This window comes from Gallionella capsiferriformans ES-2 (genome assembly GCF_000145255.1).
Taxonomy (GTDB): Bacteria; Pseudomonadota; Gammaproteobacteria; order Burkholderiales; family Gallionellaceae; genus Gallionella; species Gallionella capsiferriformans.
This window is the reverse complement of the sequence record NC_014394.1, coordinates 767408-788925: the sequence shown is the minus strand read 5'-3', so window position 1 is coordinate 788925 and position 21518 is coordinate 767408. Positions and strand designations below refer to the sequence as shown.

The 21518-nt window shown below is 49.1% G+C and carries 33 protein-coding genes; 13 read left to right on the top strand and 20 right to left on the bottom strand.

What is annotated here, in order from left to right; all coding sequences use genetic code 11:
* Nucleotides 1–260: 260 nt before the first annotated feature.
* The 8 genes from GALF_RS03765 to GALF_RS03725 form a co-directional block, all read right to left on the bottom strand.
* Nucleotides 261–524 (bottom strand): hypothetical protein, encoded by a 264-nt coding sequence (locus tag GALF_RS03765; RefSeq protein ID WP_013292726.1) that lies wholly within the window; start codon nucleotides 522–524, stop codon nucleotides 261–263.
* Between the two features lie 375 nt (nucleotides 525–899).
* Nucleotides 900–1307, bottom strand: coding sequence for a hypothetical protein (locus tag GALF_RS03760; protein ID WP_013292725.1), 408 nt, complete (start codon nucleotides 1305–1307; stop codon nucleotides 900–902).
* Nucleotides 1308–1366: 59 nt separating this feature from the next.
* Nucleotides 1367–1807 (bottom strand): hypothetical protein, encoded by a 441-nt coding sequence (locus GALF_RS03755; protein WP_013292724.1) that lies wholly within the window; start codon nucleotides 1805–1807, stop codon nucleotides 1367–1369.
* A 20-nt stretch (nucleotides 1808–1827) separates the two neighbouring features.
* Nucleotides 1828–2055 carry an HU family DNA-binding protein gene (locus GALF_RS03750; RefSeq protein ID WP_223293746.1) on the bottom strand — a complete coding sequence of 76 codons (228 nt, stop codon included), beginning with the start codon at nucleotides 2053–2055 and terminating at the stop codon, nucleotides 1828–1830.
* A gap of 226 nt (nucleotides 2056–2281) precedes the next feature.
* A complete protein-coding gene (locus GALF_RS03740; protein ID WP_013292723.1) occupies nucleotides 2282–2581 on the bottom strand; it encodes a GIY-YIG nuclease family protein in 300 nt (99 codons plus the stop codon).
* 43 nt (nucleotides 2582–2624) lie between these two features.
* Entirely contained in the window at nucleotides 2625–3626 is a 1002-nt protein-coding gene (locus GALF_RS03735; protein WP_013292722.1) for a nuclease-related domain-containing protein, read from the bottom strand.
* Nucleotides 3627–4017: 391 nt separating this feature from the next.
* Nucleotides 4018–4326 carry a helix-turn-helix domain-containing protein gene (locus GALF_RS03730; protein WP_013292721.1) on the bottom strand — a complete coding sequence of 103 codons (309 nt, stop codon included), beginning with the start codon at nucleotides 4324–4326 and terminating at the stop codon, nucleotides 4018–4020.
* Complete coding sequence (locus GALF_RS03725) at nucleotides 4316–4645, bottom strand: type II toxin-antitoxin system RelE/ParE family toxin (protein WP_013292720.1); 330 nt, start codon at nucleotides 4643–4645, stop codon at nucleotides 4316–4318. The genes GALF_RS03730 and GALF_RS03725 overlap by 11 nt, the downstream gene beginning before the upstream one ends.
* A 300-nt stretch (nucleotides 4646–4945) precedes the next feature.
* On the opposite strand from GALF_RS03725, the gene GALF_RS03720 reads away from it, so the two are divergent.
* Complete coding sequence (locus tag GALF_RS03720; protein WP_013292718.1) at nucleotides 4946–5173, top strand: hypothetical protein; 228 nt, start codon at nucleotides 4946–4948, stop codon at nucleotides 5171–5173.
* Between the two features lie 277 nt (nucleotides 5174–5450).
* Here the strand turns inward: GALF_RS03720 and GALF_RS03715 are convergent, their stop codons facing one another.
* Nucleotides 5451–5918, bottom strand: coding sequence for a cytochrome c (locus GALF_RS03715; RefSeq protein ID WP_013292717.1), 468 nt, complete (start codon nucleotides 5916–5918; stop codon nucleotides 5451–5453).
* A gap of 121 nt (nucleotides 5919–6039) precedes the next feature.
* Between GALF_RS03715 and GALF_RS03710 the strand changes: the two genes are divergently transcribed.
* Nucleotides 6040–6711 carry a Crp/Fnr family transcriptional regulator gene (locus GALF_RS03710; protein ID WP_013292716.1) on the top strand — a complete coding sequence of 224 codons (672 nt, stop codon included), beginning with the start codon at nucleotides 6040–6042 and terminating at the stop codon, nucleotides 6709–6711.
* 149 nt (nucleotides 6712–6860) lie between these two features.
* On the opposite strand, the gene GALF_RS03705 is transcribed toward GALF_RS03710, so the two are convergent.
* From GALF_RS03705 to GALF_RS03695, 3 genes are all read right to left on the bottom strand, one after another.
* Entirely contained in the window at nucleotides 6861–7082 is a 222-nt protein-coding gene (locus tag GALF_RS03705) for an RNA-binding S4 domain-containing protein (protein ID WP_013292715.1), read from the bottom strand.
* Nucleotides 7083–7144: 62 nt separating this feature from the next.
* A complete protein-coding gene (locus GALF_RS03700) occupies nucleotides 7145–7420 on the bottom strand; it encodes a type II toxin-antitoxin system RelE/ParE family toxin (RefSeq protein ID WP_013292714.1) in 276 nt (91 codons plus the stop codon).
* On the bottom strand, nucleotides 7420–7680 hold the full coding sequence (locus tag GALF_RS03695; RefSeq protein ID WP_013292713.1) for a CopG family ribbon-helix-helix protein: 261 nt from the start codon (nucleotides 7678–7680) through the stop codon (nucleotides 7420–7422). The genes GALF_RS03700 and GALF_RS03695 overlap by 1 nt, the downstream gene beginning before the upstream one ends.
* A gap of 379 nt (nucleotides 7681–8059) precedes the next feature.
* Here GALF_RS03695 and GALF_RS14790 point away from each other — a divergent pair, with 379 nt between their 5' ends.
* The 4 genes from GALF_RS14790 (at nucleotide 8060) to tnpC (ending at nucleotide 11920) form a co-directional block, all read left to right on the top strand.
* A complete protein-coding gene (locus GALF_RS14790; RefSeq protein ID WP_013292712.1) occupies nucleotides 8060–9400 on the top strand; it encodes a tyrosine-type recombinase/integrase in 1341 nt (446 codons plus the stop codon).
* A gap of 235 nt (nucleotides 9401–9635) precedes the next feature.
* Nucleotides 9636–9998 carry an IS66-like element accessory protein TnpA gene (tnpA, locus tag GALF_RS03685; RefSeq protein ID WP_013292711.1) on the top strand — a complete coding sequence of 121 codons (363 nt, stop codon included), beginning with the start codon at nucleotides 9636–9638 and terminating at the stop codon, nucleotides 9996–9998.
* On the top strand, nucleotides 9995–10333 hold the full coding sequence (gene tnpB, locus GALF_RS03680; protein ID WP_013292710.1) for an IS66 family insertion sequence element accessory protein TnpB: 339 nt from the start codon (nucleotides 9995–9997) through the stop codon (nucleotides 10331–10333). The genes tnpA and tnpB overlap by 4 nt, the downstream gene beginning before the upstream one ends.
* A gap of 57 nt (nucleotides 10334–10390) precedes the next feature.
* Nucleotides 10391–11920 carry an IS66 family transposase gene (gene tnpC, locus GALF_RS03675; RefSeq protein ID WP_013292709.1) on the top strand — a complete coding sequence of 510 codons (1530 nt, stop codon included), beginning with the start codon at nucleotides 10391–10393 and terminating at the stop codon, nucleotides 11918–11920.
* A gap of 185 nt (nucleotides 11921–12105) precedes the next feature.
* On the opposite strand, the gene GALF_RS03670 is transcribed toward tnpC, so the two are convergent.
* From GALF_RS03670 to GALF_RS03645, 6 genes are all read right to left on the bottom strand, one after another.
* Entirely contained in the window at nucleotides 12106–12612 is a 507-nt protein-coding gene (locus GALF_RS03670; RefSeq protein WP_013292708.1) for a hypothetical protein, read from the bottom strand.
* On the bottom strand, nucleotides 12612–13178 hold the full coding sequence (locus tag GALF_RS03665) for a type II toxin-antitoxin system MqsA family antitoxin (protein ID WP_013292707.1): 567 nt from the start codon (nucleotides 13176–13178) through the stop codon (nucleotides 12612–12614). Before GALF_RS03665 ends, GALF_RS03670 begins: the two co-directional genes overlap by 1 nt.
* A gap of 9 nt (nucleotides 13179–13187) precedes the next feature.
* A complete protein-coding gene (locus GALF_RS03660; protein WP_013292706.1) occupies nucleotides 13188–13619 on the bottom strand; it encodes a hypothetical protein in 432 nt (143 codons plus the stop codon).
* 625 nt (nucleotides 13620–14244) lie between these two features.
* Nucleotides 14245–16947, bottom strand: coding sequence for a DUF927 domain-containing protein (locus tag GALF_RS14785; protein ID WP_013292705.1), 2703 nt, complete (start codon nucleotides 16945–16947; stop codon nucleotides 14245–14247).
* Nucleotides 16947–17294 (bottom strand): CHC2 zinc finger domain-containing protein, encoded by a 348-nt coding sequence (locus GALF_RS03650; RefSeq protein ID WP_013292704.1) that lies wholly within the window; start codon nucleotides 17292–17294, stop codon nucleotides 16947–16949. Before GALF_RS03650 ends, GALF_RS14785 begins: the two co-directional genes overlap by 1 nt.
* 13 nt (nucleotides 17295–17307) lie before the next feature.
* Complete coding sequence (locus GALF_RS03645) at nucleotides 17308–17550, bottom strand: helix-turn-helix transcriptional regulator (protein WP_013292703.1); 243 nt, start codon at nucleotides 17548–17550, stop codon at nucleotides 17308–17310.
* Between the two features lie 137 nt (nucleotides 17551–17687).
* On the opposite strand from GALF_RS03645, the gene GALF_RS03640 reads away from it, so the two are divergent.
* From GALF_RS03640 to GALF_RS15835, 6 genes are all read left to right on the top strand, one after another.
* Nucleotides 17688–17900, top strand: a complete 213-nt coding sequence (locus tag GALF_RS03640) for a hypothetical protein (RefSeq protein WP_150102563.1) — start codon at nucleotides 17688–17690, stop codon at nucleotides 17898–17900.
* Between the two features lie 93 nt (nucleotides 17901–17993).
* Nucleotides 17994–18524: a hypothetical protein gene (locus GALF_RS03635; protein WP_013292701.1), complete on the top strand. Its 531-nt coding sequence runs from the start codon at nucleotides 17994–17996 to the stop codon at nucleotides 18522–18524.
* A gap of 15 nt (nucleotides 18525–18539) precedes the next feature.
* Nucleotides 18540–19289, top strand: coding sequence for a hypothetical protein (locus GALF_RS03630; RefSeq protein WP_013292700.1), 750 nt, complete (start codon nucleotides 18540–18542; stop codon nucleotides 19287–19289).
* A 51-nt stretch (nucleotides 19290–19340) separates the two neighbouring features.
* Nucleotides 19341–19598, top strand: coding sequence for a hypothetical protein (locus GALF_RS03625; RefSeq protein WP_013292699.1), 258 nt, complete (start codon nucleotides 19341–19343; stop codon nucleotides 19596–19598).
* The gene (locus GALF_RS15840) at nucleotides 19595–19987 is read left to right on the top strand and encodes a hypothetical protein (RefSeq protein ID WP_013292698.1); all 393 of its coding nucleotides are present in this window, start codon (nucleotides 19595–19597) and stop codon (nucleotides 19985–19987) included. Before GALF_RS03625 ends, GALF_RS15840 begins: the two co-directional genes overlap by 4 nt.
* 38 nt (nucleotides 19988–20025) lie before the next feature.
* Nucleotides 20026–20226 carry a hypothetical protein gene (locus GALF_RS15835; protein ID WP_013292697.1) on the top strand — a complete coding sequence of 67 codons (201 nt, stop codon included), beginning with the start codon at nucleotides 20026–20028 and terminating at the stop codon, nucleotides 20224–20226.
* Here GALF_RS15835 and GALF_RS03610 read toward each other — a convergent pair.
* The gene (locus GALF_RS03610) at nucleotides 20218–20511 is read right to left on the bottom strand and encodes an integration host factor subunit beta (RefSeq protein WP_013292696.1); all 294 of its coding nucleotides are present in this window, start codon (nucleotides 20509–20511) and stop codon (nucleotides 20218–20220) included. The two genes, GALF_RS15835 and GALF_RS03610, sit on opposite strands and share 9 nt — an antisense overlap.
* A gap of 71 nt (nucleotides 20512–20582) precedes the next feature.
* Between GALF_RS03610 and GALF_RS03605 the strand changes: the two genes are divergently transcribed.
* Nucleotides 20583–20846 (top strand): hypothetical protein, encoded by a 264-nt coding sequence (locus GALF_RS03605; protein ID WP_013292695.1) that lies wholly within the window; start codon nucleotides 20583–20585, stop codon nucleotides 20844–20846.
* Nucleotides 20847–21041: 195 nt separating this feature from the next.
* Here the strand turns inward: GALF_RS03605 and GALF_RS03600 are convergent, their stop codons facing one another.
* On the bottom strand, nucleotides 21042–21518 hold the full coding sequence (locus GALF_RS03600) for a YHS domain-containing protein (RefSeq protein WP_013292694.1): 477 nt from the start codon (nucleotides 21516–21518) through the stop codon (nucleotides 21042–21044).

Below are 21518 nucleotides of genomic sequence, written 5' to 3'. Positions count from 1 at the left end.
GCTGCGTAAACCCCCATTCCCCCTTACCGCCCAGTACAGCTTCCGCCAGCCAAATATGCACCGACGCCACCCGCTGCATCACAGCCCCCGTTGCACCAAACTGCACAGCATCGGTGCAACAGGTGTCCGGGAAAGTTTTTTCAGCCGATGCAAATTTCCCGAGCGGGTCACGCTGAGAAGCCACGGGGTGGGTAGAAAGCGCCAACAATTTCAGATCTAAGCGCGTTGAGATAGGCCTAAACCCATCGAAACTGCTCCGATCAAAAACTATTCAGATCAAGTTTTTTGTAATAGTCAGCAGGAACACCTTCAAAATCAACATCTTGACTCGCCTGGCTGGACGCATGCTGCATCCGCTGACTGGGCGATTTTTCTGCTGCCTGCAGGCCAGATGAAACGGATTCTCGCCCTTGCTCAATTTTAGCCGCACGTTTTTTCTTGCACTCATCATCCTCAATTGCTTCGGCAGGAATTACGAACAAGCTGGTGAATAATAATGCTGATAAAGCCATTTGAAGTTGCATAATTGTCCTCATGTAATTATGAAATATCAAAGCACATCGCTTTGTGCGCAAATGGACCAAAACACGCAAGATCAGTTCAAATTAATAAAAAATAATGTTTCTATGCCAGAGTGATCAGCACCCCTCGTCCACCAGCAAATTACCACTCACATCCAAAATTGCGCCCAAGACAGCCCCGCGCCCTGACGGATGAGGGTGGTCATCTAGGCCTGCAATCGGCTAAAACTGTATGCATTTCTGCCCCAACTCGGTGCCGCCTGCCTGCGCATTCCCCTCCAAAGGATCCCCGTTAATTCAACTAGGTGGCGTCGATGCGTCGGGTGCGGCGGGTTTACGGGAGAGTTTATTCAGTGCGAATCAAATTTCCCGGCGGGATCAGACAGCGGCGTCAGGAGATGCAAGCAATTTTAATGTCAGTAGATCCTGCTCAACCCATTCGGCATCAGCAAGAAACTTTACATCCGACATCCCCGCTTGCTGAAACAAGGTGAGCTGAACTTCGGCACCGTCACCATTCTGAATGACTCGCAAAGGAACATAAATTTCAGGACCATCATTCACACGGACATAATGGTCCATGATGCCGAATTGATTGTGCTCTGTAAACCGTATGCTGACAGTTCCTTCTGGCCCTTCTGCATGCCATCTGACACCATCATGGGTCAGCACGGATCTGCTGAGACCTGACGCCCATTTTGGGAAGTCTTGCGGCCGCCAATAGGCTTCGTAAATATCCTGCCAATTCTGATCAATTGTGATGCTGATTGTTCGAGAGTGGTACATACAATCCCTTCACACCATTAAGAGCAATTGAGTCACAATTGCATTCTTTATCGAAATACTCAGTGCAGCAATGTACCTTCATCCGGGAGTATGCCATCCAAGTCATCTTCCAGAACTTCGGCAAATTCCTCGACCATCAGAGGCTCAACACCCATATCCCAGATCATTGATTTATATTCGAGAGCAAACCATTCCCGGAACATCTTCAGGGTACGTTTCTTGGGCCACGCCGATTCATCCTCAATCCACGACATCAGGATATGTTCAAAAAACATACGCCAGCGCTTTTCTACCCACTTCACAGCATCCTCAGTCGTTTCTACAGGATCAATATGACTATCGTATGCGGGAATCAGAAAAGCATCTCCATCATCGTTGGCCTCTTCAAGTGTGAGTTCCAGCGGGAAGGGGCCAGCGGTCTTGACCCAATCGATATAAGGCTGCTTGTAGCGCAGTACGACCATTGCTCTGTTAACCGGGTGCCTTGGATATTCTTTCATTTGCATTCCCTCTGTGTCAGCTACTTTAGATCAACCCGCTCACGCAATTCCTTGCCTACCTTGAAGTGAGGAACATACTTGGCAGGCACTGACACCTTGCCTGCCGTCTTCGGATTCCGCCCCTTCCGAAGTGGCCTGTAATTCAGAGCGAAGCTGCCGAACCCGCGTATTTCGACGCGCCCATTCTTGGACAGCGTTTCTGAAATCGCATCAAAGTCCACCCTGACAGCAAGCTCTGCATCACTCAGCTTGAGTTACGGATGCAGTTCAGCCAAACGGGATATCAGGTCAGATCGGCTCATGCTCGGTATTGGCGTCGTGGTCAGAAAATTTCAGATCGCATTTTACATCAAGGCGGCACATGACGGACTCGACGCATCGACGCGGAAATGCACTTCCAATCAGGCAAGCGGCGTCAGGTCGTCGATTGCGACAGGTGTATCTGGGAAAATATTTCCTGAAAATCAGTCCCGTTCAATTTGACAGCTGCGAGCGATGAGTCATGTTATATCCAATTGATGGCACATTGGATCGAAGTTGCAAGATCAATTCCCCCTCTTTCTTGCTGACCTCAGTTTTGCTTTTTGACTCGAAGATAATTTCTTTGCGAATTGAAAAGTCTCGCAATTGCTCGTCTGAAAAATCCTTTTGGACCAGTTCATTGTCCCATGACCCAAAATATCGCAAGGAGTGGCCTTGTGCGCCTATGTCTTTACCAACATAGATTTTGCCATTGGGGAATGTCAGTTTATAAACGACGTAATCTAAAGGCATATGACTGATTCCAAATTAACTTCCCTCAATTTCTTTCAAAGCCTTACGGAGCCTGAACCGTTTTCTGGCATTCCATGCAGTAGACTTTCCCTCCGAACCTTGGCTTGTTGAACCAGCAAAATTTAGCAACGCTGTACAGCACGGGCGCTGAGCATGATGCACAGATCAGTTTCTGCTTTGGTTTATCGCCGCCCTCTGTTGTATCGGCAGGAACGGCAGGGCTGTCTACTGATGGCTGAACGACTGGCTGGACCTGCGGAACCTGTTGAGCGGCCTCTGGGACCGTAGTTGGAACAGAAGCAATGACTGGTGGATTTTCTGGAAGACCAAATTTAGCATACCATTTGAAGGTGACAGGCTTGTGCTGCCTGGCAAGATCACGGCACACAGCTTCCAACGTATCTTGCCCGATGATTTTCGCCATCATCAATGGGTTGTTATTTCCATCGACAGCCTTGTCTATTGCCTTAAATAGCTGATCGTTTTTGATCACACAATCCAGTCCGTCAACTTTTGCCTTAGGACGAGCTATTCTCGCATGCTTGGACACCAGCACAAGGCTCTTCAAGTCAGGTTTGATCGTGAAGCCGAGTCTTGTCGGCAGTTTGACAGCACCCGACTCAAAGTAACGTTTAAGTATCAGGATATGACGATTATTCTGTTCAATCGGTGATGGAACGCCATAAGGCTTGCTGCCGAAGAAAGCGGCAAACTCCCCGTGCTCGTTGATGGCGATACCTTCCGAGAAATGCTTGCTCTCACACACCCAGACTTCCAAAAAACGATTGACAATCAAATGGTCAATCTGAGCGACCAAATCACCGTGCTCGATCCGCAAGTCATGGATAACCATCCAGTTCTTGGATTCGCCCCAATGCACTTTCATTTCATAGGCAGCTTCATCCTCGCCCTTGATGCCTGCTTGAATATTGCGGAGTTCCTGCTCGATCTTCTTCCGTGTCTCGGGAGGACAATCAGACCTGCCCTGCAAACATTGAAGAGTGGTGATGTGCGATTTCTTTTCGTCTGCCACTTTGATGATCATCGTTTTGGGCCGTAATTAGCAACCCGTGGAGACTAGCACGGTGATGAACGTTACGCATCTGCCGAAAGGATTAGATAAGTGTAACTTGTGCCAAATCAAGTGCAAATGCTGACTGGCCAGAAATAACCTATATCGACTTTGCCGAACACAAATTTTGGGCGAGAAAAAAGGGTTGGTACGTTAGCACCAACCCTTTATCTGTCTGGCTCCCCGACCTGAACCAATATGGGCACTGGGTAATCACCATTTCAATTTGACATCGGGATGTTCCTCATTTTACCTTACAAAAGTAAAAAATCATTGATGACCCAAGAAGCAGAAATTCTGGAATTCTGAAAACAGGCGAATCCGTCCTGCCGTGAAAGTGTGAACTCCTGAAATCCGACACGACTCACGCCAGACTGATCACCAATTTTTTCCCGCAAGCATGAGCATATTTTTTCAATGTCGAAAAACTAGGCGAATGCTTCTGACTGATCAGAGATGACTCCAGACGAGACACTGCACTAGTTGTTGTACCCATGCGTTGAGCAATCTCGGACTGTGTCAAGCCAGCCTCACGACGAGCACGCAAGACAGCATGCAGAGCCACATACTCTTCCTCAAGCTCATCATAGGCATGTTTTGTTTCAACATCACTCAACATCTGAGCAACAAACGCATCATCGTGAGCAACAGGATTGAATCGTTCATTTTGCATTTTTAACCTCCTTCAAGCGACGGGTCGCAATATCCAACTCATTATTCGGTGTTCTTTGTGTCTTCTTGACGAATGAATGAAGCACAACAATCATCTGCCCTACCTGAGTACAGTAGAACACACGACCGATTCCCTCCGGGCCTTTGGGACGTAATTCAAACAGACCACTTCCCATTGCCTTGGAGTGAGGCATCCTCAAGTCGGCACCATGTTCTTCCATCAGTTCAGCCAGACGCAGATAGTCGGCTCGGATGCCGGGAGGCAAGGCCAACACATCAGATCGCACACGTTCAGAAAAGTAAATTATCCGCCAGTTCATGTGCAAATATTAGCATATATGTGAATTTTCTACACAAAAAACTCGACTCACCCGACGCATCAGCGTAGCTATTTTTACTTATGAGAGTGTCCATCCTGTGCATGCTCAAATATGTCGCCAACCGAAACAATCTCTTTTTCAGCAGATACATACCGCAATAACTCAGCCAGTTTACACAGACTTATCCACAGAAATTGTGGACAACGTATTCCAGACAGCCCTGAGCTGCCATCAAAGACCCTTTCAGCACCGAACCTGTTTCGGGTATGCTGGCAAGTATCAAACAGTCGAGAAGCTACCATGAACGTCGAAACTCTGCCCAAGTTCACACCACCTGCCGCCAAGCTGTACGCCGCAATCCCTGCTGACATCAGAAAGCAACTGCTCTCAAATGTCTGGTGTGGCGTATGCCGCCATGAGGTCATGATCAGCAATTTTTCCGGCGCTGTTCGATCTGGCGACCTGCTGCTTGTTGGGAAGTGCTCGGAATGCCACGGTGATGTTGCACGGGTGATTGAGAGCGCCTGAATCGACGCACCCGACGCCCCGTCGCCGCCCCTTGCATCCAAAACCTGCCCCACCTCGCATCCGCCGCCCCGCCCGACAGGGGCAGCCATCCCGGTCACGCAGCGACTCCGACTGAGTGCATTTCTGGGCCACCTCAGCACCGTGTTGCATCGCCAGAACCCCCTATAGTCCCCCGTTGCGGCAAGTGACTGGCGTCGATGCGTCGGGAGCGACAGGTTTCCGGGAGAAATATTTCTGCGCAGATCAAATTTCCCGGCGGGGGCAGGCAGAAGTGTCGTTATTGTCGGAATGTCGCATGACACTGCACGCAATAGCCCATTGTGGTTTGCAGTGCCTCCAGTGATTTCTTCATATCCTTCTTCTTTATGGTATCGCCCAGATCATCGCCGCTCTGATGGAACGCCAAACCGAGCTGCCTGAATTTTTCATTGTCCGACATAGTGGAGCACATTTTTTTCATCTCATCGGTCAATCCAAGGTCAGAGTGTGCGACCTGTGCAGCCTGATCGAACTCATTGTTTGCCAGATGCCCAACAATAGACTGAATGGCAACCACATGTGAACGCATATTTTTCAGTTGATGCTGCTTCATTTCCGGTGATAGCCCAAGAGAAAGACGTTCATCCATGCTGTGCTGATGGTGCATGGCATGATGATCCATAACAATGCCTTCTTCAGCCACTGACTGGCTCATGGTCAAATAGCCACAAAACAAGATTGCAAACAATGCAGAAATTTTCTTCATGTAATTCTTTCTATAAAAGTGATGTACAACAAACCCCACATTTTCGGCGGACTATATTATTGGGCAGCACATCACCCACCTGTTATGATTCAAATCATATCAAAGACTCTGAATACACCACATGGACTGGCAACCACTAATTGAATCCCAACCATTTTTAGATTACGTACCAAATGAACTGCGTCAGGTAACTCAATACAAAAACATGGCAGTGGGTGATAGTATTTTCAGAATTGGTGACTCCGTGCGCAACTTATTTTGCGTTGTCAAAGGTGAAGTGCAGCTGATTCGTCACGACAAGCGCGGCACAAAAATTATTTTGCAAAGATCACGGGGCGGATTCTTCGCCGAGGCCAGTCTTGGCAGCACTGCGTACCATTGTGATGCGCTGGCTGTCGAGACAGGAATCCTGCTGTGTTTCCCTCTTGCAGCATTCCGCACCGCACTCGATCGAAATTCACCTTTTCGCAATGTATGGATAGATCAGCTTGCCCGTGAAGTACGAAAACTGCGTGCCCAATGTGAGCGATTGAGCCTCAATGGGGCGGCGGAGCGGATCATTCATTACATCGAATCAGAGGGAATCAATGATACGGTCACCCTGCGTCAACCCCGCAAGTCATGGGCATCTGAACTGGGCTTAAGCCACGAATCACTCTATCGCACGCTGAAACAACTAAGTAATCAGGGAATGCTCCACACCAACGGCAACAAAATTTCACTCGCCCCGAAAGAGGATGAAGTCCCCTATCGCATTTCATCGAACGATCAAACATGTGACAAACCTGTGTGAACGGTACAAAAATTTCCTGAATATCTTGACGGACTCGACGCATCGTCGCCGGGAATGCACCTCCAATCAGGCAAGCGGCGTCAGGTCGTCGATTGCGACAGGTGTATCTGGGAAAATATTTCCTGAGAGGCCACATCAACCCCTGCGCATCACACAGAGGCCACCACACTGATCTGCACATCACCCAGCGTCACAACCGACCCTGCACGTATCTTGGCCGTCTTGCGCAGCTCCAGTAGCCCATCGACAGAGACGACGCCCTCAGCCACCAGCGCCTTGCCTGCACCGCCGCTGTCGCATAGGCCGACCATCTTGAGCAGTTGGTTGAGTTCGACATATTCGCTGTTCAATTGAAATTCGATGTGTTGCATAGGGGGCGTCCTTACTTAATTGGGTTTCGTTGCTCTGTCATGATCGTTTTGACAGCTATCGTCTAACGATCTTCCCGCGTGTGCCAGAGTCTCAGCAGGTAAATTGTGGAATGTTGAATTTCATAACGCATCTCATAATGACCAACCAAAATACGCCGCACCTCACGAGGATCAAACTCTTCCAGCCTTTCACCCAGACGTGGTTGCACCATGAGCTTGGCGGGTGCTGCCGTCAGGGATTGCACAGTGGCGGCAGCGGCTTGCTTGTTTAATGGTGAAAGAAACTCATGCAGCCTTGCCAAATCTGACAATGCCTTGCCCGTCCATTTCAATTCCATCAACGCGGCACCGGCAGCGGTTGATCGCTACTAAGACTGTCCGCCCAAGCTTGCACGGATTGATGGTCGATGACGTGACCCGCATCCACATCTGCCATCGCGTCCAGTGTCATACGACGACGCAATTCTTCCTGATCAACCCAAGCGGACAGCGCCTGCTTCACGATCCATCCGCGAGAACGTTCCATGCGAGCGGCGATTAAATCAACCTTTTCAATGAGTGGAACGGGAACATGCGCTGTGAGCACTTTAGTGAGCATACTGAATCTCCTGAAAATCAAATTTAATCGCAGTGATTATATTTGATTAGCACGACGACGTGTAACCCTTGTATGAACGCCAAAGTGAACCTATACCGACTCCAACGAACACGAATTTTGGGCGAGAAAAAAGGGCTGGCACCTAAGCACCAACCCTTTATCTGTCTGGCTCCCCGACCTGGACTCGAACCAGGGACCTGCGGATTAACAGTCAGAAGATATTGCATCCTACAATGTCCAATAAAATTCACGAGACACAATGAATATAACAATATCACATTGTAATCATTGGTATTTATTTATTGCATCGTCCATTTATGTCTAGTATTATTCAAAACAATCTAAGAGCATAACGGCACGATAACGGCACGCAAAACAAATGATCACATCACTATCAATTAAAGCAGCTCTCGCAAAGGCTATAAAAGACAAAGCCGATGTTTTTCTCTCTGATGACACCGGGCAACGTCTTGGCTGGCGCTTACAATTAAGATGCCTGCCTAGTGGCTCAGCAACTTGGATTTTTCGTTACACACACAATGGCAAACGCTATCAAATCAACCTAGGGACTTTCCCATCGTTTGACATTCAAACCGCTCGAACGACGGCAAGTCACTACGCAGCTATTTATAAAGAAAACACTGATGTGTTAGGGAAACTGCGGGCCGATGAGCAAGCGAAACAAGCTGCCATTGATTTTGAACAAGAAAAACTAGCAGCCATAGATGAACAAAGAAAACAACGTGACGAGTACACGTTATCAAAACTAATGACAGTCTATGTTAACTATCTTAAAAAACAGAATAAAATAAAATCAGCGAATGATGTCATCTCATTATCAAAACATTTAGCTCCAATTTCGAACAAGCCTGCGTCAGAGATTAGTAAACGAGACTTGGTAACAGTTCAGCGTACCTTGCTTGATATGGGAAAGGGGCGTACTGCAAACAAATTGAGATCTTTTGTAAGTGCTGCCTATGCGTTGACATTGAGGGCAGAGAGCGATTCATCCGCACCCGAATCAGCATTAGACTTTGCAACCACTGGCGGCGTAAACTCAAATCCAGCTGCACAACTTGCTGTAGCAAAAGGATTTAATGGCACAAGCGATAGAGTATTAACAGACAAGGAGTTATTCCAGCTCTTAGAGGAAGCAAAACACGGTGGCGCAGCAGGCCTAGCTATCCGCGCCACAGTATTCCTTGCAGGTCAGCGAATGGCCCAATTACTGAGAGGCACCGTTACAGATATCGAAGACAACTTTTTAACGCTTCTCGACCCAAAAGGAAAAAGAGAGGAACCGCGCAGACATCCGATTCCACTCGAAGGAATGGCAGACATAATTATTTCTGAAGCTGTAACGAGAGCACAGTCTCTTGATACAAAATGGTTGTTTAGTTCCACAGGAAAAGTAAAGCTAAACCCTGACACGGTCACCACCTATGTATCAGGCATCTCAACTAAATTCGTTGAATCAGGGGTATCTTCAACACCCTTCAAACTAGCCGACTTACGTCGCACGCTTGAAACACGAATGGCAGGGTTAAAAATCCCAAAGGACATACGAGCTCAACTCATGAGTCACGGTCTCGGTGGAATACAATCCAGACACTATGATCGACACGAATATGAAGAAGAGAAACGCGAAGCCCTCAACACACTGCATGCTTGGCTTAGATCGCTTAATAATCCAAAGAATGCCGTATCCAAAGATGCATGATATTTTGCTGCGCAACGTGCGCATAACCATCCGCTCCCTTTTCCAGAATCCACACGTCCTCTTGTACCAAGACATCGACAAAATAGGGCTGATCCGTTGTCACAAAAATTTGCGTAGTGGTCGAGAAGCTCGGTGACCAACATGTGCCACGCCTGTAAGCGTCCATCCGCGCCACATTGATTCGTTAAGCGAAAGATAAGAGCATGGTGTCCACCTAATTTAAGTGGACACCATCATGAGTACTACGAATCCTGCACCTCGCCGACGCACGTATACAACCGAGTTCAGGCAAGGACTGGTCGCACAATGCCAGCCTGGCGTATCTGTTTCAAGAATCGCGCTGGCGCACGGTATCAATACCAACCTGCTGCGCAAATGGATCGACCGCTACCGGAATCAACTGCCAGCCTCTGTCTCAGCAGAACCTTCAAAACTGGTTGCCGTTCAAGTCGAATTGCCGGTAAAGGCTCAGACTGAAGCCGCTTGCACTGAGCCCATTGAGATTAGTCTGACCAAGCGCACCACGCACATCAACATCCGCTGGCCAGGCAATCAAGCGCAAGCTTGTGCCACATGGTTAAGTGCGTGGCTCAAATGATCCAGCCGGAACAGGTATTCCTGCACGCGGAACCCGTAGACATGCGCTGGAGCATGGATCGACTGTCATTGCTGATCCAGCAGATTGACGGACGTTCTCCCTGCGATGGCACAGCCTATGGATTCACCAATCGCAATTACTCCCGCCTGAAGCTATTGATCTGGGATGGCACCGGCGTCTGGTTGTGCCATCGTCGCCTGCACAAGGGACGTTTTAAATGGCCTGCACCCGGTGAAACCTTGTTCCAAATGAGCGCGGAACAATGGCGTTGGTTGACAACCGGAGTGGACTGGCAACGGCTGTGTGCATCACCTTCCGTGCAGTGGCGAGTTTAGCGCCTAACCACCTGATGTTAAGTGAGTTTTTTGGCTGGATTTGATATAATCAAGCCCATGAATTCACTGGATAAAACCGATCATTCTGTCACTTCTCAGTCTCGCGATGACGAGATTGCCCGTCTCACCGAACTTGTTCAGTCGCTGAATTCAACGCTCAAAACACAAGATATCAAGATTCAGGCACTGATCCAGGAGGTGGCTTATCTGCGCCGCATGCGGTATGGCGTCAAGAACGAAGCGATGAGCGCAGAACAGCGCTCATTGTTCGAGGATGATGTGGTTCAGGATATCGCCGCCGTTGAAGCCGAGCTACCGGCAACGACTGCAGCACCGAGAGCGCGTTCCGGTCGCCAGACCTTGCCCGAACATCTGGAGCGTGTCGTTGTGCGCCACGAACCGGATTCCTGCACCTGTTCCGCCTGCCAGTCCGATCTGGTCAAGATCGGCGAAGATGTCAGCGAACAACTGGACATCGAACCGGCGCGCTTCTTTGTGATTCGCCATATTCGCCCGCAGTATGCCTGCCGCAAGTGCGAAACCATCACCGCAGCACCCGTGGCGCCTGCGGTAATCGACGGCTCGTTGGCCGCGCCCGGTTTGCTGACCTGGGTTGCCACTAGCAAATATCTGGATCATCTGCCGCTGTACAGGCTGGAACAGATCGCCGCCCGGCAACAAGTCAATCTGTCGCGCAGCACCATGAGCGAATGGATCGGTCGCATGGGCTTTGCCCTGCAACCGCTTGCAGACAGGCTATCTGAACTGCTCAGGCAACGGCAGGTACTGCATGCCGACGAAACACCGGTGAAACAACTGGATCCGGGAGCAGGCAAGACCAAGCGTGCTTATCTGTGGAGCTACCGGAGTAACGATCTGGATGAGGGACCTCCGATCGTGGTGTTCGATTACCAGTGCAGCCGATCCGGTCAGCATGCGCGAGACTTTCTGCATGGCTGGCAAGGAAGTCTCATGGTCGACGACTACGGCGGCTACAAGAAGATGTTTGCCGCCGATGCACAATTTGCTGTTACCGAGCTTGGCTGCTGGGCGCATGCCCGGCGCAAATTCTTCGACCTTCAGGTCAGTGGCGCACATCCACAGGCGGCGGAAGCGTTGCGGCGTATTGCCCAACTTTACGCTGTTGAAGCAGAGGCTCGCGAAATGGACCATGCGGCCCGTGGAGAACACCGCCTACTAAACAGTCTGCCGATACTGGTGGACATGCACGACTGGCTGATCCGCTTACGTATCGCAACGGCTGACGGCAGCGGACTGGCCCGTGCGATCGACTACAGCCTGCATCGTTGGCCCAGCCTGATTCGCTATGCACAGACCGGCAATCTACCCATCGATAATAACCCGGTGGAAAATGCGATCCGCCCGATTGCACTGGGTAAGAAGAACTGGTTATTTGCAGGAAGTGAACGTACGGGCAAACGGGCTGCTGCAATTCAAAGCTTGTTCGCTACCGCCAAGCTCAATGGCATTGAACCGTCCGCCTGGCTGAAAGACACACTGGAAAAACTCCCCGTCTGGACTATGCGCCGCATCGACGAATTGCTGCCTATCAAACCGACTGCATAAACCGGCTCATCCGAACAGGTGGAGCGGCCGGACGCTTACCCACGCCTCAGATTCCGCACTGAAGCAATCAAGCATTTGCCGTAGTTGTCCCAGTGCCGGTTTACCTTGAGAGCGGAGACCAGAAATTGAGTCTGGATTGACTGGCTACAATCGACTGATTGTATGTGATGGTGTAGCCTCAGAGCTTAAATTACGCTTTGATCCACATCCATTGGCTCCGAAAGATTCTCATGTCGATTATGCGCCAATTGAACTGCCGGCAACATGAGGCGCGGTAAATGCATGCGCGTGCATTGATTTGTAAGCAGTTCGCGCCAATAAGGCCAAATATGGTAACTGGCATTTTTGAGTGAAAACTCATCTATACAGGTTTGATCCAACTCTCCTGTCACACGGTACTCAGCGACGAAACTCGCCTCTATCATTGCGCGTACCGAACATTCCTCGTCTGACTCAGTCAGATCAACCCATCGTGCCCCTGTGTCCACAAATACACGCAACAAGCGTCCATCTCCTTCCCGCTCCATAACAACCGACTGCTTTACCACATGCAAATACTGTACAGTTAATTGGGAATAGTCATCACAATACTTAGGGTCAAAATCTCCAACGCAACGAGACAGACAGTCGCGCAGGTACACATCCTGAATCTGCAAGGTATCAATTGCTTTTTGCAGCTTGGCATTCTTCATTACGCATATCTCCGCTGCTGCTCTGGAACGGGTTCAGAAACTGAAACAATACGCAAATGTGGAGCACGTCGAACTGGCGTGACATCGGGCTCACTCGCCCAATCTGCCGATTTCCAATTTTTACTCATGCTTTCACTCTGCGGCTGGATTATTCCTGCTTGTTTAGCCAAATGAGCATAGGCCGCAGGTACTGCATCTGCTAGCCTCAGCAATTTATCCATGGCCTCTGACTGCGCCACATCATCACTTTCATACTTTGAGAAGGCCACAGGCCCTCCGCCGAAGATCAGCGATGCATAAGTCTGATTAATACCAAATTTATCACGCAGAGCGCGCACTTGAACGCCAGTCAACAGGCCATCGACTTCCTTTTTGAAAGCCATCATGGCACGCTTGTTGGTACGAACATCATTTGCGGATGCTTGTTCAGATCCACAGACCGAGCAAATTGAGCAATACATATCCAGTTCTTTGCTGACACCTTTATATTCGACCGGATTGATTTCAACCAGAGCACTAAGATGCCCCTCTCCGCAAATCTGGCAAATTCCAGTTGGGTTAGTCATGTTCATCTCCTAATATTGTGGTGTATGGCAAGAGGCAAGCAACAATAACTGGCCGGTCCTACCGATTGCAAACTTGACGTAGTACTCGCATTGCATATTTTTGTGGGCTGCTGCAATCCATTCCGAACGACGCAAAAGGTATGAATCACATGCCGCCCAAGGTCCACCAGGTTTTTGCATACACCACTGCGAATTTATGTATCGGCCACTCTGTAATGCCTGCCGAATAAGCTCTACCAAATCACTGTTATCCCAACCTAGACTTTGCACATCACGGATGCACTTATTGGTCCAAGCATTGATAGCGTCTTCTCCTCGCTGCTCAAGCAACACCATGACAACTTCAGGCGCATAAAGAGGAGTGTCTGAAATTGCGAGATCAGCCTCGCCCGCACCGTGAACTTGTCCTTGATAACGACTAACGTTGGTATTATTTACCATAATGGTAAGCTAAGTCCAGAAAAAGTTTCATAATAACCTTCTACATTCACACTAGCATCCATTACTTCTGGATGTGGTGCACAAAACAAAACTTATTAAAATCAATTTATTACATGACTCACATAAGGAATTTTTTCTATACCCTCGACACGATCTTAGTATCAACCAAGGATCTGAGATGCTCGCCAAGCAATTGAGGGATTCTCCCTCCCGTCACAAGCACACCGGCTTCCATATTTTTCTCCATCGCAAAGCCGGTCAAATTTGCACTGGTGATAAAACAGATAGCTTCGTCTGCGACAGCTAGAGTGCCAAACAACTCCTGAGTTAAATTAACTTCTCGATTAATAACAGGAATAGCAAAAAATCAAGCATCATACTGAATAAATATGCGTCAACGATTACCAAACGAGATGACATGACAATTAAACCGACGCAACGCACCTTTTCTCAATGTAAAACGATTGGGGCAGTGGGAGCGCTGAGAACATCGCTCACAAGACCTGTAGTGATAGTGTTTTTTTGGCAGCCTCTCTGTACTCAAGGGTTATTTTCGACGTGAGAACGGCGGGAACGCCCCCGCCAATTCTACAGTATGACTGAAATTCGATAAGCATGCTGGCGATCAAAAATTTCCGCCTAGTGCCTTGTCCGTCAATACATAAAACCACAAACCCTTGCCGCCGACTGCATTAATTCGCTTTTTTTGTTGGGTGCGGCCTGAACTAGGTTCAAGCCACCCGGCTTTGATTAAAGTTTTTGCAGCAGCCTTGTAGTTAAAGCCTTTGCATAGTTCACGCATGAATGCGCCTGATTCAGCCCAGTAAGACACATTATTGTCGTTTATATAACTAAAGCCAGCACGGTTCTGTACACGCTGCAAATCGATTGATGAAATGTCGTGGGGTGGAAACCTGCTTGATCCATGCGCTTGAAGAAATGCTGAGATCTGAGAGAACAGTGCCTTGTTATCTGCTCCCATTATACCATCGGCATCAGAAAGCCAGTCGTTGAAACATCGGATAGCTGCTTTCAGTGCTTCACCTTTGTCCCAACCTGTGACACCAAACTGTGTAGCCAATTCACCTGAAAAAGCCACTAGCGCAAACCGTGCCGCCACGCGTCCAACTTCGGGCGCCGCCTCGTCTGAAATCGCCATTAATTTAACAATCTCGTTGAGACAGTCACGAATGTTGCCATTCGTTTCTCTCAGTGTCGCAGGATTAGTCAACTGCTCTAAAAACGCTTCACCTGCTGTACCGTAATATTTTCGTGTTACCGACTTCATGGTGTCCGAGAAATGTCGGCCATCAGGCTGGTCGTGCAGATGTTCGAGTGAAAACATTCCTCCGCCAGCATCTGCAGGAATACTGGGCAAACGAGCTACTTGACCGCCCTTGGCAATCTTGCCAGACTCAGCCATGTGTTCTGATATATCTAACTCACCTGAAGATAAAATCATTGTTTTCCACGTTGAGAGAGGACGATTCCCTCCCTCTTTTTGCATCCGGGCCTTACCTTGACCATTCGCAATAAGATACGCCGACTGACCACACTCCCTAGCATCAGACTGCCCCAGATCGTCTAGCATCAGGGTTGAGTGATTACGCGATAGACACATTGCCTCCAATCCATTTGCTGTTGTGCGCCACTTTTTTGCAAATCTATCAGGAACACCCCACACACTAGCTGCTGGATCAATCAATGTCGAAGTTTTACCTTTTGATGTTGTCCCTGTAAACTGGAAACCGCCACCAGACTCGCCCGCCATTTCAACCAAAACTCCGGAAAAGGCCGTTGATATAGCAAAGACAATGCGCGAGTTACCAACCGCCCTTGCTGCTACCTCACGTTGCCAGTCAACTAAGGTGCCCGCAGTCGCATAATCTCCATTCGTAGCGCCTTGATAAATCATGCTTTCCCCTTCCTGTTTTCCATACACTCGATTGGCCAACACGTAAATATCTCCATACCACCCAGTTTTGGTGACGCACCTCACACGATCTGGGGATTGAGGTTTAAAGCCCAGCACATAGTCAACCAACTTTTGTCTAGCTTTGCTGTTGGTGGCGATAGTCAATCCATTGCGCACCAATTCTCGCCTAAATTCCGCCGTATCGGTCGCGGCTAGAATTTCAACTGGACAGGCCCAGTTATGTGCGTGCCCATCGTTGTCCAGCCAAGCAAGGAGTCGGCCCCAATTGCTCTGGTCTGTGTCACGTGTTTCAGCCACAATGATGAGCGGGGAGCAGAGTAAAATCGCAGGCTTTGGCACATCGTCCTCTCTGAATGGCTCTTGCCAATAAACTCCGTTCTTAAATCCCTTGCGATTCTCAAAGACATTAAATTCAGAGTCTTTAAACAACTCCCTCACCTGAGCTCGCCTTTCCGCTGCAACAGCTTCTTGTTGCGTCTTATCATTATTGTTTTTCCCCACCCCTTCAACCTTCGATATTTCCTGGCTTGGAGTGAAACCAAATAACATATTGTCACCCTGAGAATTATTTTTGAGATCAAGAAGGGATTGGATTTTGTCTGCGGTGAACCCTTCCAACTCAGCATCCGCTGCGTCCCAACCAACTGGCAAGGCCTCGCGCTTAATGCCCAGCTCATTTCCCATCTGAAGAAACCATTCAGAACGAATGGCATGCTTAACTTCCCCACCAGCAGCAACCACCAACTTTTCTACCGCTGTAATATAACTCTTGCCAGGCTCATCAAAATCCCCCCACAAAATTATGGAGCGACCAGCCAAGACTGACCAATCCGATTTCTCCGGCGAGTTCGCCCCGTTCATGCTGGATACTGCAACAACGCTAGGAAATAATCGTGTCGCAGCATCAGTTGGCTTCTCACCTTCACAGACCATCACGTCCGCATCAGGCCAAGTTGCAAGACGATCCAGTCCATAGAGCGGCCGAGGCTCAGCTGGTGCTTTTCGATTCCACTTAATTCCCGATTCAGTTTTAAAAAAAGTCAGAGGACGGAATTGCTTTTTCCCCACTTTAGTGTCAAACCGCTGTACATAAAATAATACCTTGCCGCATTTATCACGATAGGCCCACGCGCTAGACATCTTAACGGTCTCATTGCCAATATCCAAAACTTTGTAACGCTCAGGAATGACGGGCACATCCTCAAGGTCTGGGGGTACGGTTGCTGAGGCAGCTTTCTGCGTGATGTTCCCATTCGCGAAATTCGTGCTTGAGAACACACTATGATCGTCTGAACCATCGTTGTTATTGAGAATTCGCTCGCCGTTCTCACAGCTCCCAACGTTCCCAGAAAAAACCGGCATATCTAGACATTCTTCAACCTTCGATTTCATTAATTTTCCTCCCAAGCACCCAGCACTTTTGCTGAAGTGACAAAATCACAACCCGTAATCAATTGGTGCGCAGCTAAAACATCGCCACCTTTCGCTCCGCACGCATGACAAAAGAAACCACCAGACTCGGTGTTGATACCCAAGCTAGCATGCGTGTCGTCATGAAATGTGCACTTAGCCATTGCCCAGCCCTTTTTAGCTTTAAGCTGAATGCCGTGTGATGCCCAAAACGTTTCAGGCGAAGGTAAGTTGGAGTGCTTGAACGGGGATTGTTTGTGCTGATCTGTTGTAACTTTTAACCCCAATGTCACCATCAATGTGCTTGCTGACTGACCTGCAGTAATCATAGTTGTCACCGTTTTAAGCCGTAGTCTTACGAGCAGCTTCCAAATTAATAACGATCTCTCGAATATCCTGATCCGACTTCCCAGCTACACGGGCAACATTAATAGTTGAAATTTCATTTTCTGGCCAACCGACTGCCCTACCACCCAGGGAAATGGGACGTGGCCATAATCCATCTTTTATCCTTAGGTATATCGTTGATCGAGCAAGGCCGGTAAGTGCTTGCACAGCTTTTAAACGTTTAATAACTGTTCCCATCTTTTTCCTCACAAGTAATATTCTGTCCAATAGTGTTTTACAAGATTCATCGCAATCCAGTAAATGCAGCATATATCGTTGGAAGTACGTGTTTGGAGTGAGAACAGCGTTTTTTCGTCACTCCTTGAGATAGTTGAGTGATGGGCGAGCAGTTGATTGGACATATCAGCCGTGACGGCACTGCAATTGAGGCGCACGAACACAGTCGCAGCATGGTGCATGTGCCGCTGATTGATCACACTCCACGCAAAGGCGAGAAGATTGGGTTCAGGATTATCCGGCTTGCGCTCGGCACGCTGTTATATGCCGGCATCCTGATTTTAATGTTCACCCGATTCAAATTTCGATAAAAACATTTTTAATTCAATTAATTACAAAATTGTTCTTTGGAAAACAGTCGAGATAGGCATCATGTTAATTGCATACACAAACAGGAGATAAACATGCAAATTCAAAACCCACAAACAACTGAAACACACAGCCCGGCAGACATTCAACCGGCTGATGCAGGCGCTTTACCCGTTACTGAAGCGGGCATCGAGGACACGGCCGATGAGACCCCTTGGTACAAATCACAGGCCATCAGCAGTCTGTCATTCGCTTTCTTCTTCATGCTGTGGTTTACCACGGGGTCATATTTTTTAGGCCAACTGAACACCGTACCGACCAGGGTGATTTTAAAAAAGGAAGGCTGCACCTATCTACGCCATCTGCAGGTTGAGACACGACCCTATGACGAAGCGGCTGGGATGTGCAGCATTGTCACCCCGTTTCGTGGTGACCTGATTGGCAATGGTGGCACATTCATTTTGCAAGACCGGGAACTCAAGGTGACCGAGAACCCGATTGTCGCGACTGAAAAGCTCGACAGTCTGCCTTACACCGATTCGCAGACACGGATGGTCGTGTGGCTGTGCATCAACTCAGCACTGGCCCTGATGGCCATGATCTGGGCAATCTTTTGCTTACTGTAGAGAGGAGACTTGATCATGAACATGCTTAAAACCCACTCCGTCGCCACCGAGCAAGCCGACACGTATCGGGTGTACTGGAGCAACAGCAGCCACCGTGTCGGTGGCGTCCTGAAAGTTCGTATCAACGCACCAATCGAAGATAAGCATATTGCCGCAGAGCTGGCCGCAATGCGGCACCTGCTGGAAGTCAAAGGCGTCCTAGGCAATAAGCTGATTGGTAATGCCGGCACGCAATTGATTGTATCGCTTGGCGCCATTCGCAAATTGCACCGTTCACAATCAGACAAAGCGCATCTGGCCTGCTATGCCAAGTTTTTAACCACGCGCTTTGCGGGCTGCGCTCTTACGGTAGACAAAGACACCCGCTGGTTTACAGGCACTCAGCAGGAAGCAGTTGAAGATCTGCTGGTCAGCGGGCCGGTGCGCGAAACGTTGAATATCGCAGGCGTCGGTGAAGTCGAGATCACGCAGCATGTGCTGGCACGTTTCACCGATCGTTTTCTTGCCGCCACGGCCCCTGATAAAGCGGCGCAAGCCGCCTGGAAAAAACTCAACCAGATCGCAGCTGACGGATCGGTACGTGAGGTAGTGCGCAACAGCCTGTGGAATGCGGCCAAATATATGCGCGAAGGTCGGCAGGAAGGTCGATATTTTCTGAATGCCAAGCGCAATCTGGTGCTGGTCGTCACTGACAACCCGCGCGAGGGAAAACGGCTGGTGACCACCTACCCAGCCACAAGCCAGTTTCAGGCGTTGGCGGCCTGATCACCTCAAGCCACGCCACGACAGATACATATATATAGGACGTGACAGAACATGTTTATCAGCCATAAAAAATTGTGTAAGTACATCGAAGCGGGCAGAACGGCAATCGAATCGCGCATGCTCGGGATCATCATTCACCCCAGAGCCAGCACGGAAGCGGACGAGGCTGAAATGGCCTCGCTGCACGCCCTCTACAAACAATACAACGCGCTCATGTCGCCGGCCGAGCTGCCTGCCAGCAAGACTGCAAAGAGTAAGACATCGGCTGTCGACAAACACCCCAATCACAAACAAGGAGAACCCACGTGAACACCGCATTGAACACCTCACCGCAATTGCATTTTGAACACATCAGCAATACATCGAACATGCCCAGAGACGCACGCCGTAATCGTGCTGCGGAGCTTGCATGGGAGAATTTTTATTTTGTCGGCTTCCGGATTGACTCTGCGTATGGCGAGCGGTATCACCATGCGCTGATTCTGGCGGATAACCACGATGCGTTTTTGAGTGGCATCGCAGCCGAATATCTCGAGCTGCTCAATTACGACTGGATTACCTCGGCACATGACATCTCGGTGATCTTCATCGAAAATTTGATGATGCAGAATCCGGCACTGGTTGATGAAGCCCACCCAGTGCAAGCCAAACCTAAGGGTTCATCTACCCCCGGAGGAACAGCAATGCCTTTTCAGTAATCGGTTTTACCGACAGCAATCAGTACTGCCGCTTAGAAGTGGATTCAGACAATGCCTTGAAGGCAATCGATGAAGCCAATGCCCAAGTGAATTACGCGTGCGGCGCTCAATTCAAACCGTTGCTGATCAGTCAGCTCAATGCCGTGGCGATCGATTTCTTTAACTTGCTCAATGCGGTGGTCGAATCGGTAAAAGAACTGATGGGCGGCGCGGCGACAAATCGAGGCTATCTACACTGAGCCCGCAGTGGCATCAACGCGCTCACGGAGTTCCTTACCTGTTTTGAAGTGCGGCACATATTTGGCGGGCACCATCACGTTCACACCTGACTTTGGGTTGCGACCTTTGCGCGGAGGGCGGTGATTGAGCCCAAAACTGCCAAAGCCGCGTATTTCGATGCGATTTCCCCGCGCGAGTGTGCGTGACATTTCATCCAGAATCGTACGCACCGCCATATCGATATCGCTGTTGGTGAGCTGTGGAAATTTTGCAGCGAGCTGCACGATGAGTTCGGATCGGGTCATGACGGTTTTTAGAATGGCTGCGCGGGCAGAAAATAGAGTCTAACAAGTTTAATTATATCAGGAGGTTGAGAATGAAGGACAAATCGGACAATAAGGCAGACGGGATTGCCAGCCGGTTAACGGAAGGCATGGGGCAGCTTCGAGCTGGATTTATGCAGACGATCACTGGACCGAGATTCATTCGCCGAAGCTATGTCGGCTATTTTGCGCCGGTCATTGCGGGCTGCAGGTTGAGTAAAAAACGCAACTGGCACTATTTGCGTATTCTGGTGAAAACCGCCACCTATAATGCTCCAAACCCGCCACCTGAAATACTTCAAATACTCCACCCATAATGCCCGCAATTCCGCCACCGAAAATGGTGTAATAGCGCCACCTGCTGTTTAGATATTTTTGAACGTCTGATTAGATAGCAGAAGTTATTTCGATGTTGTGTGAATGTAGCCTGCTTATCTTGCTTGGTTTCTATCTGTTGTGGCGCATCTGAATGAGTCCGTCAGCCTGAGGTTCGTGGCCGCTGCTTTAGGCAATTAGTGACAACCCTTTTTATTTGCGACCTCAAGACTACCAACCTCGCATTCTTCCAGATAATTGATAAAGGCCAGTTTGAGACGATCTACCCAGTCTCCGCCGAGCTCGGAACCGATATAGCTTAGCTTGTCTGCGATCTGCTCAGTGGTAACCTGTATCAAGTCATACTGTATTTCTATCTTGTTTGCCGCAATGCGAACCGCCTGTATCCCCATCATCGAAAGCAGCGCTTTTTTCACCTGTTCGGACTGAACGGCATCCAGTGGTTCCGATAGCATCAGACTGCGTTTCTTGATTACTTCTTTGCCTAGTTGTGCGGGTGCTTTGTGTCCGGGAAGTCCGATATATAAACGCGGATTCGCCAGAAATCTTTCGCGGCACTGCTCAGAACAAAAAGCATACTGTATGCCTTCGTATTCGCAGACATGGGACGTTGTTGGGACTTGCATGTGACAAACCGGGTCTTCGGCGTTCAT

What these genes read in the sequence shown, in the direction of transcription:
- GALF_RS03765 (WP_013292726.1), bottom strand. Translation starts at nt 524, where the DNA reads ATGCAACTTCAAATGGCTTTATCAGCATTATTATTCACCAGCTTGTTC.
- GALF_RS03760 (WP_013292725.1), bottom strand. Translation starts at nt 1,307, where the DNA reads ATGTACCACTCTCGAACAATCAGCATCACAATTGATCAGAATTGGCAG.
- GALF_RS03755 (WP_013292724.1), bottom strand. Translation starts at nt 1,807, where the DNA reads ATGAAAGAATATCCAAGGCACCCGGTTAACAGAGCAATGGTCGTACTG.
- GALF_RS03740 (WP_013292723.1), bottom strand. Translation starts at nt 2,581, where the DNA reads ATGCCTTTAGATTACGTCGTTTATAAACTGACATTCCCCAATGGCAAA.
- GALF_RS03735 (WP_013292722.1), bottom strand. Translation starts at nt 3,626, where the DNA reads ATGATCATCAAAGTGGCAGACGAAAAGAAATCGCACATCACCACTCTT.
- GALF_RS03730 (WP_013292721.1), bottom strand. Translation starts at nt 4,326, where the DNA reads ATGCAAAATGAACGATTCAATCCTGTTGCTCACGATGATGCGTTTGTT.
- GALF_RS03725 (WP_013292720.1), bottom strand. Translation starts at nt 4,645, where the DNA reads ATGAACTGGCGGATAATTTACTTTTCTGAACGTGTGCGATCTGATGTG.
- GALF_RS03720 (WP_013292718.1), top strand. Translation starts at nt 4,946, where the DNA reads ATGAACGTCGAAACTCTGCCCAAGTTCACACCACCTGCCGCCAAGCTG.
- GALF_RS03715 (WP_013292717.1), bottom strand. Translation starts at nt 5,918, where the DNA reads ATGAAGAAAATTTCTGCATTGTTTGCAATCTTGTTTTGTGGCTATTTG.
- GALF_RS03710 (WP_013292716.1), top strand. Translation starts at nt 6,040, where the DNA reads ATGGACTGGCAACCACTAATTGAATCCCAACCATTTTTAGATTACGTA.
- GALF_RS03705 (WP_013292715.1), bottom strand. Translation starts at nt 7,082, where the DNA reads ATGCAACACATCGAATTTCAATTGAACAGCGAATATGTCGAACTCAAC.
- GALF_RS03700 (WP_013292714.1), bottom strand. Translation starts at nt 7,420, where the DNA reads ATGGAATTGAAATGGACGGGCAAGGCATTGTCAGATTTGGCAAGGCTG.
- GALF_RS03695 (WP_013292713.1), bottom strand. Translation starts at nt 7,680, where the DNA reads ATGCTCACTAAAGTGCTCACAGCGCATGTTCCCGTTCCACTCATTGAA.
- GALF_RS14790 (WP_013292712.1), top strand. Translation starts at nt 8,060, where the DNA reads ATGATCACATCACTATCAATTAAAGCAGCTCTCGCAAAGGCTATAAAA.
- tnpA (WP_013292711.1), top strand. Translation starts at nt 9,636, where the DNA reads ATGAGTACTACGAATCCTGCACCTCGCCGACGCACGTATACAACCGAG.
- tnpB (WP_013292710.1), top strand. Translation starts at nt 9,995, where the DNA reads ATGATCCAGCCGGAACAGGTATTCCTGCACGCGGAACCCGTAGACATG.
- tnpC (WP_013292709.1), top strand. Translation starts at nt 10,391, where the DNA reads ATGAATTCACTGGATAAAACCGATCATTCTGTCACTTCTCAGTCTCGC.
- GALF_RS03670 (WP_013292708.1), bottom strand. Translation starts at nt 12,612, where the DNA reads ATGAAGAATGCCAAGCTGCAAAAAGCAATTGATACCTTGCAGATTCAG.
- GALF_RS03665 (WP_013292707.1), bottom strand. Translation starts at nt 13,178, where the DNA reads ATGACTAACCCAACTGGAATTTGCCAGATTTGCGGAGAGGGGCATCTT.
- GALF_RS03660 (WP_013292706.1), bottom strand. Translation starts at nt 13,619, where the DNA reads ATGGTAAATAATACCAACGTTAGTCGTTATCAAGGACAAGTTCACGGT.
- GALF_RS14785 (WP_013292705.1), bottom strand. Translation starts at nt 16,947, where the DNA reads ATGAAATCGAAGGTTGAAGAATGTCTAGATATGCCGGTTTTTTCTGGG.
- GALF_RS03650 (WP_013292704.1), bottom strand. Translation starts at nt 17,294, where the DNA reads ATGATTACTGCAGGTCAGTCAGCAAGCACATTGATGGTGACATTGGGG.
- GALF_RS03645 (WP_013292703.1), bottom strand. Translation starts at nt 17,550, where the DNA reads ATGGGAACAGTTATTAAACGTTTAAAAGCTGTGCAAGCACTTACCGGC.
- GALF_RS03635 (WP_013292701.1), top strand. Translation starts at nt 17,994, where the DNA reads ATGCAAATTCAAAACCCACAAACAACTGAAACACACAGCCCGGCAGAC.
- GALF_RS03630 (WP_013292700.1), top strand. Translation starts at nt 18,540, where the DNA reads ATGAACATGCTTAAAACCCACTCCGTCGCCACCGAGCAAGCCGACACG.
- GALF_RS03625 (WP_013292699.1), top strand. Translation starts at nt 19,341, where the DNA reads ATGTTTATCAGCCATAAAAAATTGTGTAAGTACATCGAAGCGGGCAGA.
- GALF_RS03610 (WP_013292696.1), bottom strand. Translation starts at nt 20,511, where the DNA reads ATGACCCGATCCGAACTCATCGTGCAGCTCGCTGCAAAATTTCCACAG.
- GALF_RS03605 (WP_013292695.1), top strand. Translation starts at nt 20,583, where the DNA reads ATGAAGGACAAATCGGACAATAAGGCAGACGGGATTGCCAGCCGGTTA.
- GALF_RS03600 (WP_013292694.1), bottom strand. Translation starts at nt 21,518, where the DNA reads ATGAACGCCGAAGACCCGGTTTGTCACATGCAAGTCCCAACAACGTCC.